This is a genomic window from Phyllobacterium sp. 22229, from assembly GCF_052056495.1.
Taxonomy (GTDB): Bacteria; Pseudomonadota; Alphaproteobacteria; order Rhizobiales; family Rhizobiaceae; genus Phyllobacterium; species Phyllobacterium myrsinacearum.
Genome location: NZ_JBQEPA010000024.1, coordinates 1 through 14,065, shown reverse-complemented (window position 1 = coordinate 14,065; position 14,065 = coordinate 1). Strand labels below are relative to the sequence as shown.

The following is a 14,065-nucleotide window of genomic DNA, read 5'->3' as shown; positions in this document are numbered from 1 at the left end:
TTTTATCATTGAGTAGTGATCTGCATCACCTTATCACTGATGTTTAAAACATCAATATGAAACGATAAAATATGCGCGCCCTCTTGGCAGGAATGAAAGTGGGCGTTATTCTCATCTTTATGACTCAACGTTACAAACCACAGCAAGATCTTAACGATACCTGGACGGTCATCGACGCGCGCACGGCACGAGCCGCCGAGATGGGCAGCCGTACCATTATTGGCATGAACCGGCGGGATGCCGAGGAACTGGCGGAACTTTTGAATAAATTGGAAGCGCAAAAGCCGGTAGCTCAGCCTGATCAGAGCTGACGCAATTTGCTTCTTTGATGAAAAGCGAACGACAGGATTGTGATGAAACCGCAAAAGAAACCGTTTGTCGTTGAAATCAAGCACGGCCGCCGGGGCCAAAAATCGCCCGTTGCGTCGATATGGGGTGACATTGACATGTCCACCTATGGTCTTTCCGAGGATAACCGGCCGCGTGCATCTGAAGTTTCCCCGCGGATCAATGCAGCGGACGCCACTGATGGAGATGACCATGGCGATCAATGAAACACCGGTCGAGGTCAAAACCTCCGTAGCCTCGTCCGTGAGCATCGTAGTCGCGACGGGGCTTCACTACGTACAGGTCAATGACCGCGGCGTAAGGCACGAACTGATTGGGCCGTTTCGAACCCGTGAACACGCGCAGGCTGAAGTCGCAAAATGGACTGATCGCTTCAGCGCGGAACGACAACTACAATCTTATTGATCGCAATCGGCCGATGCGCGTCTCCGCTCGACTTTCGCTGTGCGTAAAAATCAGGCCAAGAGTGTGTTCACTGAGCAATCTGGCGCTCACGCCGCTTTGATGCGCTTGCTCATATTGATGCCGGTCGTGCGGAATCCCCCGGCCTTGTAGATGTGCTGAGCCCGCATATTGTCTGCGGCGACGCGCAGACGGATCTGCTCAAATCCTTCCCTGGCAAGCGCAATTTCCAGAGCCAGCAATGCTTGCTTGCCATAGCCGTTACCCTGGCAGGCGGGAAGAATATGAAAATCACTGATGAACGCTGTTCTGGAATCCGTATCGGCGCGGTACCAAAGATAGCCGATGGTTTCGGCATTTTCTTTTTCGCTATCCGTTATGCAGAGCAAGACCTGTCCGGATGTATCTGGACCATTGGGCAGGTCCTCCGCAATTTCGCGTTTCGCCTGTACCACGGCTTCTGGACTGGACAGGCCGTAGTTTGCTGATATCTCGGCAGCATAGTCAGGGATGAAATAATCGAGATAGCTCGAAAACTCGCCCTGGCGCATGGGCCTGAAACCAATCATCGGCAGTATTCCTTTTGTGGCATTTGCATCTTCTGGATACGACATTATTTGGATTTTGCCGAGCGGTCGATCTGCCCTTCGGCTGCGTTGTGCTTGTATTGGAGCGCAATCAGAATTCCCTTCATTGTGCGCAACGCTGTCAGGCACAGGATGAGCGCCAGGGGTATCCATAGAATGAAATGTAGCCACAATGGCGGGGCCAGCGTTACCTCTGTCCAAAGGGCGAGGCCAACAACAATGAAGCCGACGAGCAGCATCACCAGGACTGCGGGCCCTTCGCCCGTGTCGACAAAGGAATAATCGAGGCCACAATTCGTGCAGTGTTTGGGCAGTTTAATGAAGCCGTCAAACATTTTGCCCTGTCCGCAGCGTGGACAGCGGCCCTTGATCCCTGCGGAGACGGGATCGACTGGCGGAGAGAGCGCTTTGTCTTCACTCATGATGTGTCCTTGCTGTTTTTCAAACGGCACCGAGGTTTCTGCACCTATGCTACACCCGCGCAGTTTATCCAAGATGGTAATTGATGTTTGCCAGTTGCAGCGTATATATAAACGTTTTATAGTCAACTAGTGATGTTTTATACATCATAATTGATTCCAGGTGTTGAGATCAGATTGTTTGAATGAATTGACACATGCGCGGGGTCTCCGGCCGAGGCCGGTCGATGCACAAATTTACTGAGGTCGACTGCACAATGATACGGCTGGCGAAATTTCATTCCGAATTTGGTAAAATTGAAGTGCTTCGCGCCAAGAACACCGGTTCCGTCATTTACCGCCAGGGCGGTTTCTACCAATCCGAAAGCGATATAAATGGGGTAAGCGTTGCCCCCTATATTCATGCGATTTTTGGCCTTCTTGCTCAAACACAGGTCAGGGATGTTCTGATGATCGGCTGTGGCGGCGGCAGCTTGGGTACGATGCTCGACAAGACGGGTGTTCGGGTGACGATCGTTGACATCAATCCCACCGCCTTTTTCATCGCCCGGAAATATTTCGGATTACCCCATCACATCGAATGTTACGTCGAGGATGGTTTGAACTTTCTGCATGCTGTTCGCCATCGCTACGATGCGATCATTCTGGATGCCTATACGGGAGGGGACATCCCTGACCATCTGTGCACGGAAACATTTTTTGAACTCGCGCACGCACGTCTTGACGAAACCAACGGTTGTTTGATCAGCAATATCTGGGCGCACAATGATCGCGACCAGTTTCCCAAAGAGATGGCGGAAAAGCTCAGCAATATCTGGACTGATGTGCGTCTTCTGGATACGCCGGGCCTGTGGGACCGAAACACCCTGCTCGTGGCGGGGGAGGTTGAACATTTCAACGCGCCAACGCTTTTGATGCCGCCAACGGATGTGGCAGATGATGTTGCGCGCGATCTCGAACGCTTCAGGTTCATCCCTTGGCGGCGGTCCGAACAGCTGGTGTAGAAATTGAGGTTATCTCATCCAGCAAATGCAATGAGGACTTCATTGAGAGGCGGAAAACAAGTCGTGGCAGCGTCAGCCGTCGTCGCGCGCCTGAAAGGTACCGGCCCGTAAATCTTATATCTGATCGGCTCGCATAGCGGTTACAAGCCGATCAAGGGGCGCTCTCTTTTCGAGGTGTTGTCGCCGATAAAAGCAGCGCCCTTGCATCTGCAATTGTTGCAGCATAGGCAACATGGGGTGGGCGTACACCGTGAGCACGCAACATGCGTCGCACAGCCGGCGATGCACCGGTAATATAGAACTTGACGCCGGCACGCTCTGCCTTGCGGGCAGAGGCCTCAATGACATTTGCTGCGGTGGAGTCAAGCAAAGGTACCGCTGTACAGTCCAAAATGAAGTTATGCCGTTGATCGGCGATGCGATCAAGGATTGTGCCAACGGTTGAAGCCGCGCCGAAGAAGAAGGCGCCGGTCAAGCGGTAGACAACCGTATCGGGATCGGTGCTGGTTGCTGCGTTGTATTCGCCGCGATCGCCATTGGAAGCGTCAGCCACGTCATCAACGGCAAAAGGTTCATGGACTTCCAGTGCTACGTTCTTCGCCATGCGGTCGATGAATAAAATTGCACCGAGCGCAAAGCCAACGACAATTCCCTCGGTAAGATCGCGAAAGATCACCAGCCCAAATGTAACAAGAAGCACCAAGGCATCGCCGCGTGATGAACGAAGGAGCGCGCGGAATGCCTCCTTCTCGATCATGTTATAGGAAACGACGGCGAGAACGCCTGCGAGTGCGGCGAGGGGAATATAGCTTGCAAGTGGTGCAGCGACGAGCATGAAGACCAATAAGAAGGCTGAATGCAGGATGCCGGAGATGGGACTATAAGCGCCGGCGCGGATATTGGTTGCCGTGCGGGCGATTGTGCCGGTGACACAGATGCCACCGAAGAGCCCCGATCCGATATTGGCAAAGCCTTGAGCAACCAGTTCGCAGTTCGATCGATGTCGTCTTCCCGTCATGCCGTCCGCGACCACCGCCGACAACAAGGATTCGATTGCGCCGAGCAGTGCGAAACTGATGGCATCCGGCAGCACCGCAATCGCAAGCTCCGGCGTAAACACAGGAAGAGCAGGCATGGGCAGGGTACGCGGTATCCCGCCAAAGCGTGTGCCGAGCGTTTCAACGGGAAGGCTGAAGGCTGCGGCTGTCAACGAGGCAAGGCAGACCGCGATGAGCAAGCCCGGCCATGACGGTCGCCAGCGTTTGAGCGCGACGATGGTTGCAATGGTCAGCAGAGAAATTGTGACGGCGGCAAGATTGACGGTTCCTGCAGCTTCACCAAGCGCCATGATTTTCGGCAGAAGATCTCCCGGTTCCTTGCCCGCAAGATCAAGACCAAACAATTCCTTCAACTGGCTGGCAAAAATGATGACGGCAATCCCGGCGGTAAAGCCGACAGTGACGGGGTAGGGGATAAACTTGATGTAGGTTCCAAGTCTAAGATAACCGGTGATCGCAAGGAAGACGCCAGCCATCATCGTGGCAAGGATCAAGCCGTTAATACCGTGATGGCTCACAGTCGCCGCAACGAGGACGATGAAGGCACCGGCTGGGCCGCCAATTTGGAATCGGCTGCCACCCAGTGCTGATACGATCACGCCGCCGACGACCGCCGTGAACAGCCCCCGGTCGGGCGTAACCCCGGACGCTATGGCAATTGCCATCGATAGCGGCAAGGCAACGATTGCAACCGTGAGCCCGGCCATCATGTCAGCCTGAAATTTACTCCGGCTATAGCCTTCCCGCAAAACCGTTATCAGCTTTGGGGTGAAAAGCTCGGCAAAGCTTGGTGCTGTCTGCTGTGATTGCGACCGATGGGCTGTATCCAATTCAAACCCCTCTCAGGTGAGAGCGGCGGGATCGTCGGCATCCAACGTCGGCGGTCGCCGTCGCGACAACGACGACACGCTGATCGTCTCAGCGTGAGTATACCGCCTCCGTGTTTAATGAACAGTGGAGCCCGGATCAGAGGCCACTTTTGGTTTTGCCTTGTTCAACATACAATCGACGCGATACCACTCTGAGTGGCTGCCACCTGTAATACGCCAGGAATGTCGCAATCCTGCGACTGGCTCACAAGTGGGAGTATTGTCGTTGCTTACGCTCAGAATGCGGCACGTGTTAAGACGCGCGGGAAGGGAAAGAACGGGCGAATACGTTTAAGCTTAGAACAAGAGCCTTACCCATGTTTTATCTGGCATGGTTCACGTTTCGTCCAAAGTCCCGTACAACTTCGCGATGACCTTGTCACGACCCGGCCCCAAACCCGACGCCGCTCCGATCCGCATCGTTGGCTGATACAGGCGTAATTTATGCCAAGCCTCTAGGGTGTCTCGCTTTTGCAATCCGAGAGGTTCTGACCTTTTATGCCAGCCGCGACCTCGCCAGCGACCTGCTTAAGCTCTTCGCGGGAGGCGCCATCGCGTGCCTGAACTGAAAGACCCTGCAGGATGGTGACGAGGTAGCGGGACAGCGACACGGCACGATCCCGATCCACCCATGGTTGGAGTTTGAGCATAATGCTGTCCCGCATCAAACCTCGGCGCTCCGCCAGTTCGCGGGCCAGGTCGGCGTGGTCTTCGCCGCACTGGATCATGCCGCTCGAAATCATGCAGCCGCGTTCCTCGCCAGGCTCAGTGACGGCTTCGATGGCGTTCTTGAGGAGGGTTTCCACAGTTTCGCAAAGACTGGTCGTCTGACCAAGATTGTTCAGTGCCGTTGGCAGGCCGGAATATCGATCGAGCGCCTCACGATAAAGGCCAGCCTTGCTGCCGAACGCTGCATAGAGGCTCGGCGGCGCGATGCCGATCGCCGCCGTCAGATCATTCAACGAGACGCCCTCATACCCATGGCGCCAGAACAGGCGCATGGCGGTATCAACCGCGTGGTCCCTATCGAAGGTCCGCGGCCCGCCCCGACGTTTTTTAACGAGCTTATCCATAGCGATCACTAAAGACAACTTGACAGCACAATGCAAGCCTTTATCTTGTAGTGATCGCTAAATATAAGGATGAATATTGTGAATAATCGGATGTTGACGATGCAGAGTGAAGAGCCGCCGATCGGACTAGGCGTCTGCGGGGCGAGGCGTGCCAGCCGTGTCTTTATGGTGTGGGCGCTATGGATAGCCCTGATGATGATTATGCCTTCGGTCGCAATGGCATGGCAGAAGGATTACATTGTGAAGTCGCCGGACGGTGTCGACATCGCGGTTCAGGAGGCTGGCAATCCTGCCGGGCGGCCCATTGTCTTCATCCACGGATTGCTCGGGAGCCATATCGACTGGGAGAGCCAGTTGCACAGTCCTGACCTTTTACGTTACCGGCTGATCACATTCGATCTTCGCGGCCATGGACTTTCGGGGAAGCCACAGGATGCGCAGGCCTATGGTGACGGACGCCGCTGGGCTGATGACCTGCGCGCCGTGCTCGATGTGACAAAAGCCGAAAATCCGGTTCTTGTCGGCTGGTCGTTGGGCGGAGTAGTCGTTTCCAACTATGTTGCAGCTTACGGCGATGATGAGATCGGGGGCCTGGTTTACGTGGGCGGTGTCATTGAACTGAAAGCCGAGCTTTTAAAGCCGCATCCCGAAGTCTATGCGGGCCTTGCTTCGGACGACCTGAAGGTCCACCTCGATGCAATGCGCGACTTTCTGGCGCTGTGTTTTGCGACGCAGCCGGATCAGGTAACGTTCGAGCGGCTGTTGTCCAATGCGGCCATGGCATCGTGGATCATGACCCGAACAGTGCCTTCCATGACAGTCTTTGCGGCGGAAGGGCTGCCCAGGATCAAGGCTCCTATGCTGATGCTTTACGGCGAAAAGGATGCACTGGTCATGGCGCGCCCGAGCCTTGAGCGGGCGAGGGCCCTCAACCCGGCGGTTCGCTCGCAGATTTATGCCGATTCCGGACACGCGCCATTCGTGGAGGAAGCGCAGCGGTTCAATCGCGACCTGGCCGATTTTCGCGATTCTGTTTCAACGCGCTGAAGACGACGGCGAGAGCGGCGGGGTATGCATGGCAACCGCATGGCGCAGGGGGATCGGTTGCCGTCGCCAGGCTTCTGGGCTGACTTCTGGCGTGGAGCCTTTTGAAGCCTGCGTCGTTGGTTTCAAAAGTTGCGGCTGTGATCGTCATGGGAGCGGCAATAGCGGATACCTGTGTCAAGGACATTCACGGTTTGCCGCTTTTGGTGGGCGCCTTGGCGGGTGCGCTTCTCCTGAAGAGAACATCTCCCGTTGGACCGATGTAGCGGGCAGTAAAGCAGGCCATGTTTCAAACAGGAGCCATTGATCGGCCTTGCGGGTATACCGCTCCAATTAACGGGCCGTTATCAACGTCAGTAGTGAGGGCGAGAACAAGATGGGGTGCCTGCCGCCTTCCCAGACAGCATCGCGTTGTGTTGATCTTGTCATGATCTCCGCGCACATGGTATCTTGGGCTTGAAGCGGCGGCTTGGAATGCGATGACGGGTGCTGTAGGTGCAAATTGTCGATTCCCTGCGCTGCTGTTGGCGGGATTTTTCTTTGCGCCGCCGGCAAACGCTTTCACACCAAGCGATATTTATGCAGTCGTGAGCGTTGTAACCGGTCAAGGCGTAGAAAATCGTGCAAAGGGCTTCGTGGATTGCCTGGATAAGGTTCTTCCTCGGGTGTCGGGCAGTTCGCGGTTGAGTGAGGGCGCCGAGATGCAAACTGTCCGCAAGCATGCCTCGGACTATATCTAGAGTTTTTCCTATCACGACAGGCTGGCAGGCCGCCCGATTCATGATGAGCAGGGAACCCATGATCGGCCCCACGATCTCACATGCCATTTTCGCAAGGACAGTATCGATGATCTGCTCGGGCGGCTCGGAGTTCGTCCATGGCTAGACAAACGGCCCGTGCTCGGAGTGCTATTGAAGGTGCGTCGCGGCCAAGCGAGCTATCAGGTAGCGGCCGGTAATAGCCGCGATCTGGCCATGCGAGAGGCATTCGCCGCCGCATCCGATCTCACAGGCATCGATGTGGTTTTCCCGTCCGGCGAGTGTACCGGCTTACGATCGGTAGAGGGTACCATGCCTTTGTCGGGTGAGTTGGACTGGAGCGATAGCGAGGGCGGCTGGATCGCAACATGGGAACTGGACGTTCAACCGAGTGCAAACAAACTCCACGAAGCGAGGTGGCAGGTGCGGGGCGTCAGCTTTGACGACGCCTTCAGAAATGCCCTTAAGGGAGCCGCACAGATTCTGTCTGGCAATGGCAAACCTGTCGGCGCGTTGACTCACGCCGAGAAATGACGGTCTTTTCCCGCACTAGCCTATATGTCAGATGATGACGCGAATCTTGGCCCAAAACCCATCACCGGCACTTCGAAAGAAACCGTTTGTGCGTTTCAAGACGCGTTTGCCGGACAAGCCTCAAAGCTATCTTCTAAACGTTTCGCTTCACCGGGGCGAGCATGATCTTTCGTTGAAGGTCTTGCCGCACCGCTTTAACGGGCTTGACATATCTTTGGATACGCCAATAGGGTTTGGCCCGCGTCTCTGCAGAACTGCAGAGGATGCGCATCAAGCCACAGTTCTTAGCTTATAGAGGTTCCAATGCGCCGACTCATTTCTCACGAAAATCACATACGAAATTCTGAGAAGTTGAGGGTTCATGCGCACTTTGAATCTGGGCATCCTGGCCCATGTGGATGCAGGAAAGACTAGCCTTACCGAACGACTGCTTTTTGACGCGGGGATGATAGACAAGCTCGGCAGCGTCGATAGCGGCAATACGCAGACAGATAGCCTCGAACTCGAACGGCAACGTGGCATCACGATCAGGGCTGCCGTCGTGTCGTTTACCATTGGCGATACGGTGGTGAACCTCATCGACACGCCCGGTCACCCCGACTTCATCGCTGAAGTCGAGCGCGTGCTTGGACTATTGGATGCCGCAGTCGTCGTTGTTTCAGCGGTTGAAGGGGTGCAAGCCCAGACGCGCATACTGGTGCGTGCGCTGCGCCGTCTTGGCGTTCCTTTCATATTCTTCATCAACAAGGTTGATCGCCTCGGCGCGCGATATGATGAGGTGCTGAGGGATATTCCGGTTCAGCTGCCGGTCCGGCCCATTGCCATGTCGACCGTCGTCAATGGGGGCTGCAAACTTACCCAGGTTGAGGCATCCGACCCGGCGCACGAGCCGCTTTTCACGATCTTGTGTGAAACGCTGGCGGAGAATGACGACATGCTGCTGAGCGACTACGTGCAGAGCCCCGATAGCCTGACGGTCGAAAGGCTCGAACGCTCTTTGGCCGATCAGGTTGCCAAGGGTCTGGTGCACCCGGCATTTGGCGGAGCCGCAACGACTGGTGTTGGCATACCAGCCTTGAGTTCGGCCATTGCGACGATGCTACCCTCGCGCCGCCTTAATGCGGATGGCTCAGTTGCCGGCAAAATATTCAAGATCGAGCACGGATGGGGAGGTGAAAAGCTCGCCTACATGTACCTGACATCCGGCACGGTCCATCTGCGGCAATATTTAAATCTACCGAAGGGGCCGGCAAGGGTGACCGGAATCCATGTTTTCAGGGAGGGCCGAATTCACAATGTCGGCAGTTTCAGCGCCGGTCAGATCGCGCGTGTCAGTGGTTTCAGCAGTGCCCGGATCGGGGATGCGGTAGGCTCACATATCCTCCCTGGAGGTCAGCATCACTTTGCCTTGCCGACCCTTGAAACCCGCATCCTGGCCCGGCGGCCTTTCGATAAGGCGGCACTCTGGCTGGCGTTGAACCAGCTGGCCGAACAGGACCCGCTGATCAATCTGCGCAGGAACGATGTTGAAGGCGAAGTCTTCGTTTCATTGTATGGCGAGGTGCAAAAGGAGGTCATCCAGTCGACCTTGCTAACGGACTTCGGTCTTGAAGCAATGTTCGAGGAGAGCACGGTCATCTGTGCGGAGAGGCTTGTTGGAATCGGTTCCGGTCTCGAAATCATGTTTAAGGAGCCAAATCCATTTATAGCAACCGTTGGATTACGCGTCGAACCGCGGCCGGAAGGGGCGGGCAACAGCTTCGTATTGGAAGTGCCGATAGGCCAGATGCCCGCAAGTTTCTATCGAGCGGTCGAGGAAACCGTATTCGAGACGCTGAAACAGGGCATTTTCGGCTGGCAGGTCATCGATTGCCACGTGGCAATGACTGCGGCCCGGCACAGCTCCCCGACGAGCACGGCCGCTGACTTCCGGCAGTTGACCCCTTTGGTGCTGGCCACCGCCCTATCATCCGCCCAAACCGTCATATGTGAACCGATCGACCGCTTTCACCTCGAAGCGCCGACAGAGGCATTGAATGGGGTGCTCACCTTGCTTGCCAGATCCGGTGCAACAGCAGCGGATTCCGTGATTGCCAATGGCTCGGTCCGGCTGGAAGGCACCATAGCATCCAAGATGGTTCAAAATGTTCAGCAACAATTGCCGGGACTGACGAGCGGTATGGGGACTATGGAATCGTCCTTTGATCATTATGCTCCCATGGCTGGTTCACAGCGTTCGCGCCAGCGATCTGATGCCAATCCGTTCAATCGGATCGAATATCTGCGGCGCCTGCGCCGAGACCTCTCTTGATCGGCGCGGCCGCCCCCGCGTGCCTGGTGCCCAAGGTGAGGGTTTTCATCGCTTGGCTCGTTTCACGGTTTGGACCGGGACCCTACTGGGATCAGGGATCAAAACCCATCGAGCCAGGCTGCGAGGCCGTCCAGTGTCTGCAGTCCGTATTCCACCGCGCCGAAGCCAATGACCACCTGACGCCGCTCGCGGCTGGGATGGAGCTGGCGCATGGTCAGCACCGTCTTGCCGTCAGTCTGCTCGTCGAAGGTCACTGTGGCGCGGAAACGGTCGGGGTCGTCAGGATCTGGCGTGCCATAATCCATCACGATCCGCTCGTTCGGCACGATCTCCAGAAAGCGCATGAGGCTTGGGAAGCGCTGCTGCTCGCCCTCGAATACGCCCACCATATCGAACCGCCAGACGCCGCCCTCGCGGATATCGGCTTCGTGGGTCTCGATGCTGAAGCCGGCCGGGCCGTACCATTCGCCAAGTGCCTTGGGGTCCATCCAGGCGGCAAAGACCTTGTCGCGAGGGTGGTTGAGCAGCTTCACCAGCACGATTTCGCGGTCGAGCGACCATGTCTCAAACAGGTTTGCCATGTCCTTCATTCTCCTCTTCCGCTTTATCCAGATAGACTTCCAGCCGATCCAGCCGCTCAGTCCAGCGCCGGCGCTCGGCTTCCATCCAGTCAGCCGCCTCGTCGAAGCGCGCATGCACCAGCCGGCACCAGCGGCTGCGCCCGCGCTTTTCGCTGGCGATCAGCCCGCAATCTTCCAACACCTTGAGATGTTGGGCGAAGGAGGGCAGTGCCATGTCGAAAGGCTTGGCCAGGGCACTGACCGGCAACTCGCCCTCGACCAACCGCGATACCACAGCGCGGCGGGTCGGGTCGCTCAGGGCGTGAAAGGCGAGGTCGAGCGGGGTCGAATGGTAAGGCATATTTATCCGTAAAGTGATCGGGCGCGCCGGTCAAGGATAAAAAGGTACTTGCCTTAGTATCTGACTTCGAATAGAAAGGCACATGCCTTACTATTAGGCCTGGAATATTGGGGCCGTTGAGCGGCAACCCTTTACAAGGAGGACTCCAATGGCAGTTCGTGTCGATCTCATTATCTCGCTCGATGGTTTCGCGACAACGACGGACCAGACGCCCGAAGCCCCGTTCGGTGAGGACTGGCCGCGTCTCGTCGGCGCATATGTGGCAACGCAAACGTTCCGTGAGCGCGTGCTGAAGGATACCACGGGAGCAGGGACCACAGGCATCGATGATGATTACGCGAAGGAATACTTCACGAATGTGGGTGCCGAGATTATGGGTGCCGGCATGTTCGGGCTCCACAATTTTCCCGACGATCCGAACTGGCGTGGCTGGTGGGGCGACGAGCCGCCATTCCGGGTTCCGGTCTTCGTCCTCACCCACAACCCGCGGCCGTCCATGGAGATGGCCGGTGGCACCACTTTCCACTTCCTCAATACCACGCCGGTTGATGCGCTCCAGCAGGCAGTTCGTGCGGCGCGCGGCAAAGATGTGCGGGTTGGCGGTGGTCCTACTGTCGTTCGCGCCTTCCTCAAGGCGGGCCTTGTCGATCGGCTTCATGTTGCGATCGCTCCGATTTTGCTCGGGCGCGGCATCCGCCTGTGGGACGATCTGCGCGGTCTGGAAGCGGGCTACACAACCAAGGCAGAAACGGCACAGAGCGGCACGATCCACCTCACTTTCCGCCGCTAGCCGGTGGCCCGTGACTTGAAGCCATCATCGGCTGTATAAATCGGGACGGCCGCCCTATAGAGATGGAAAGGAGTGCATCCTGATCGATACGGGAGCGTCGAATTCTTGGGAGGCGGCGATGGGCCTGACCGCGCTGGACCGCCAAAGCAACATCATGCCGGCATAAGGAATTCACAGTTGAGATTTCTCGGTTTCTTACTCGGCGCCTACGCCGCACTTTTGGCTCCGGCTTGGTCTGCGGAAAACGTCACGATCCCAGCCTACGCGCCAGCGCCCGGTGTAGAGCATGTCTATCGCGTTCAGATGGCAAGCGAGACCGACATGTCTTTCTGGTTCGACAACCCGGGCGCGTCGTCCGTTGCGATGCGCGGCGCGTATCGCCGGCGCATGATCATCTTATCGCGGGATGAGAAGAGCATGCGCGTTCGCTGGTCCCTTGATTCCGCTTTGCCGGAAGGTGTTTCCGGCGCCGCGTCCACCTATCAGCTCAACCCGCTCTATCAGAATTCTCTGCTGGCCTATGGCGTAAACCAGTTGGAGTTCGAAACAAATTTGAGCGGAATCCCCTCCAATGTGCTCGGTGCCGATGCGATTGTGGCCAACATGCAGAAAATGGCTGCAAATGGGCCAGGAGGAATATCAGCTGCGCCGGAAAGCGGCGTCAGTAACATCATAGAAGCGGTGCGTGCAAATCCACTCCAGATCGTCACCGCCCTGATACCGGAGGCGCTGGTGTTGGCCAATGGGCAAGGCGCCAGCGAAGAGACCCTTGAGATAGCGCAGGCCTATACGTCGTCGGGAACTGAAAACATTAGTGGTGTCGATGTGCGTGCCGAGATCATCTGGACCCTGGAATCGACGGATACGGTCAGGCACACGGCAACTCTGTCTTTCTCTCAAATCGATGACCCCATTGCACTCAGCCAATCGCAGCAGGCGGCGACTGCCAAGATGATGACTGCCTTTCCCGAGCGGGCAAAGGCTCTGACAAGCGATCAACTTGCCGAGGTCAAACGCGCAAGCAAGAACCGAACCTCCCGCTTTGTCGTATCTCTGGATGATGGTTCGGTCCTGGAAGCATTGGAAACGGTGGCGGTTCGGTCGGGAGGCATGACCGTTCGCACGTTCACTCATGTGCGGCGCGAACAGGTGCCAGCCAGTCTACCCATTCCCGCTATTCTGACATCTGCCACTTTGCTGACACCGGATCTGCGCGTCGAACCGCTGCCGTCAACCACAGCCACGCCAGCACGCGTCAACGATGATATTCAGGCATCCGCCCCTCATGGCGGAACGTCACAGGCCCATGTGGCGGCTGCCGGGAATGAAAACAAGAACACGGTCATAGCGCCCATCTCGCTTCAGGTGAAAAGCGCGATACTGGGCGCGTCCCCCGTCCATCATGATATTGGTCTGAATATTGACCTCACGCCGGACAGCGCCGCAAAATTCAAGGACTTCACCCAGGCCGCCATAGGACAACAAACCCAAGTGTTGATCGACGACAAGGTTATCATGGAACCCTGGATAAGGGAGCCGATCGTCGATGGTCATATTGTAATAACCGACGCCGATAGGAAGAACTTGCAGATCTTGGCTGAGCGGTTGGCAATACCGGGCGCTTCGATCTTCGTTCGTGTGGTGCCGTGAGAAAACAATCAAAACTGCTCAAGGCACGTTTGCCGATCCCGTGTTCTCCCGCAAGCTCCAGGAGCGCATATGCGGTGGAACCAGAGGTTCCGACCGGATATAGACCTGAATGGAGATCAGCATAGCGTTCGTGACAAATGTGATCATTGCTATGGCTTAGATATTGATGATGAGGTCTGTGATTTCGGTATTGCGGCTGAAGGCGCGCTCGGTGTTCCAACTGAAGGCCGATTGCAGGGATTCGTGATCGATGTGATTGCGGTAGACGGCGGCTGCCTGTGTCCGGTTGTGCACCTT

Annotated in this window: 13 protein-coding genes and 1 pseudogene; 7 read left to right on the top strand and 7 right to left on the bottom strand. The window is 56.5% G+C overall.

What is annotated here, in order from left to right; all coding sequences use genetic code 11:
- Positions 1–5 precede the first annotated feature (5 nt).
- Entirely contained in the window at positions 6–551 is a 546-nt protein-coding gene (locus ACTJJ7_RS23450; RefSeq protein ID WP_440968988.1) for a hypothetical protein, read from the bottom strand.
- Between ACTJJ7_RS23450 and ACTJJ7_RS23445 the strand changes: the two genes are divergently transcribed.
- Positions 541–753, top strand: a complete 213-nt coding sequence (locus ACTJJ7_RS23445) for a hypothetical protein (protein ID WP_130272999.1) — start codon at positions 541–543, stop codon at positions 751–753. The genes ACTJJ7_RS23450 and ACTJJ7_RS23445 overlap by 11 nt on opposite strands.
- Before the next feature lie 86 nt (positions 754–839).
- Here ACTJJ7_RS23445 and ACTJJ7_RS23440 read toward each other — a convergent pair whose 3' ends face one another.
- Together ACTJJ7_RS23440 and ACTJJ7_RS23435 are read right to left on the bottom strand one after the other, a co-directional pair.
- Entirely contained in the window at positions 840–1,319 is a 480-nt protein-coding gene (locus tag ACTJJ7_RS23440) for a GNAT family N-acetyltransferase (protein ID WP_440968987.1), read from the bottom strand.
- A 44-nt stretch (positions 1,320–1,363) separates the two neighbouring features.
- Positions 1,364–1,759 carry a DUF983 domain-containing protein gene (locus ACTJJ7_RS23435; RefSeq protein ID WP_440969045.1) on the bottom strand — a complete coding sequence of 132 codons (396 nt, stop codon included), beginning with the start codon at positions 1,757–1,759 and terminating at the stop codon, positions 1,364–1,366.
- Positions 1,760–1,983: 224 nt separating this feature from the next.
- Here ACTJJ7_RS23435 and ACTJJ7_RS23430 point away from each other — a divergent pair, with 224 nt between their 5' ends.
- A complete protein-coding gene (locus ACTJJ7_RS23430; protein WP_440968986.1) occupies positions 1,984–2,760 on the top strand; it encodes a spermidine synthase in 777 nt (258 codons plus the stop codon).
- A gap of 151 nt (positions 2,761–2,911) precedes the next feature.
- On the opposite strand, the gene ACTJJ7_RS23425 is transcribed toward ACTJJ7_RS23430, so the two are convergent.
- Positions 2,912–4,648, bottom strand: a complete 1,737-nt coding sequence (locus ACTJJ7_RS23425; protein ID WP_440968985.1) for a SulP family inorganic anion transporter — start codon at positions 4,646–4,648, stop codon at positions 2,912–2,914.
- 494 nt (positions 4,649–5,142) lie between these two features.
- Positions 5,143–5,760 (bottom strand): TetR/AcrR family transcriptional regulator, encoded by a 618-nt coding sequence (locus ACTJJ7_RS23420; RefSeq protein WP_440968984.1) that lies wholly within the window; start codon positions 5,758–5,760, stop codon positions 5,143–5,145.
- A gap of 192 nt (positions 5,761–5,952) precedes the next feature.
- On the opposite strand from ACTJJ7_RS23420, the gene ACTJJ7_RS23415 reads away from it, so the two are divergent.
- The 3 genes and pseudogenes from ACTJJ7_RS23415 to ACTJJ7_RS23405 all read left to right on the top strand — a co-directional run bounded on the left by ACTJJ7_RS23415 (position 5,953) and on the right by ACTJJ7_RS23405 (position 10,407).
- Positions 5,953–6,807 (top strand): alpha/beta fold hydrolase, encoded by an 855-nt coding sequence (locus tag ACTJJ7_RS23415; protein WP_440968983.1) that lies wholly within the window; start codon positions 5,953–5,955, stop codon positions 6,805–6,807.
- A gap of 476 nt (positions 6,808–7,283) precedes the next feature.
- Positions 7,284–8,096 (top strand): annotated as a pseudogene (locus ACTJJ7_RS23410) (DUF2066 domain-containing protein).
- Positions 8,097–8,457: 361 nt separating this feature from the next.
- Positions 8,458–10,407 (top strand): GTP-binding protein, encoded by a 1,950-nt coding sequence (locus ACTJJ7_RS23405; RefSeq protein WP_440968982.1) that lies wholly within the window; start codon positions 8,458–8,460, stop codon positions 10,405–10,407.
- A gap of 98 nt (positions 10,408–10,505) precedes the next feature.
- Here ACTJJ7_RS23405 and ACTJJ7_RS23400 read toward each other — a convergent pair whose 3' ends face one another.
- Together ACTJJ7_RS23400 and ACTJJ7_RS23395 are read right to left on the bottom strand one after the other, a co-directional pair.
- Positions 10,506–10,997 (bottom strand): SRPBCC family protein, encoded by a 492-nt coding sequence (locus tag ACTJJ7_RS23400; protein ID WP_207226807.1) that lies wholly within the window; start codon positions 10,995–10,997, stop codon positions 10,506–10,508.
- A complete protein-coding gene (locus ACTJJ7_RS23395) occupies positions 10,972–11,328 on the bottom strand; it encodes an ArsR/SmtB family transcription factor (RefSeq protein WP_105735015.1) in 357 nt (118 codons plus the stop codon). The genes ACTJJ7_RS23400 and ACTJJ7_RS23395 overlap by 26 nt, the downstream gene beginning before the upstream one ends.
- A 148-nt stretch (positions 11,329–11,476) precedes the next feature.
- Between ACTJJ7_RS23395 and ACTJJ7_RS23390 the strand changes: the two genes are divergently transcribed.
- The gene (locus ACTJJ7_RS23390; RefSeq protein WP_105734728.1) at positions 11,477–12,118 is read left to right on the top strand and encodes a dihydrofolate reductase family protein; all 642 of its coding nucleotides are present in this window, start codon (positions 11,477–11,479) and stop codon (positions 12,116–12,118) included.
- Between the two features lie 177 nt (positions 12,119–12,295).
- Positions 12,296–13,768: a SecDF P1 head subdomain-containing protein gene (locus ACTJJ7_RS23385; RefSeq protein ID WP_440968981.1), complete on the top strand. Its 1,473-nt coding sequence runs from the start codon at positions 12,296–12,298 to the stop codon at positions 13,766–13,768.
- Positions 13,769–14,065: the final 297 nt, after the last annotated feature.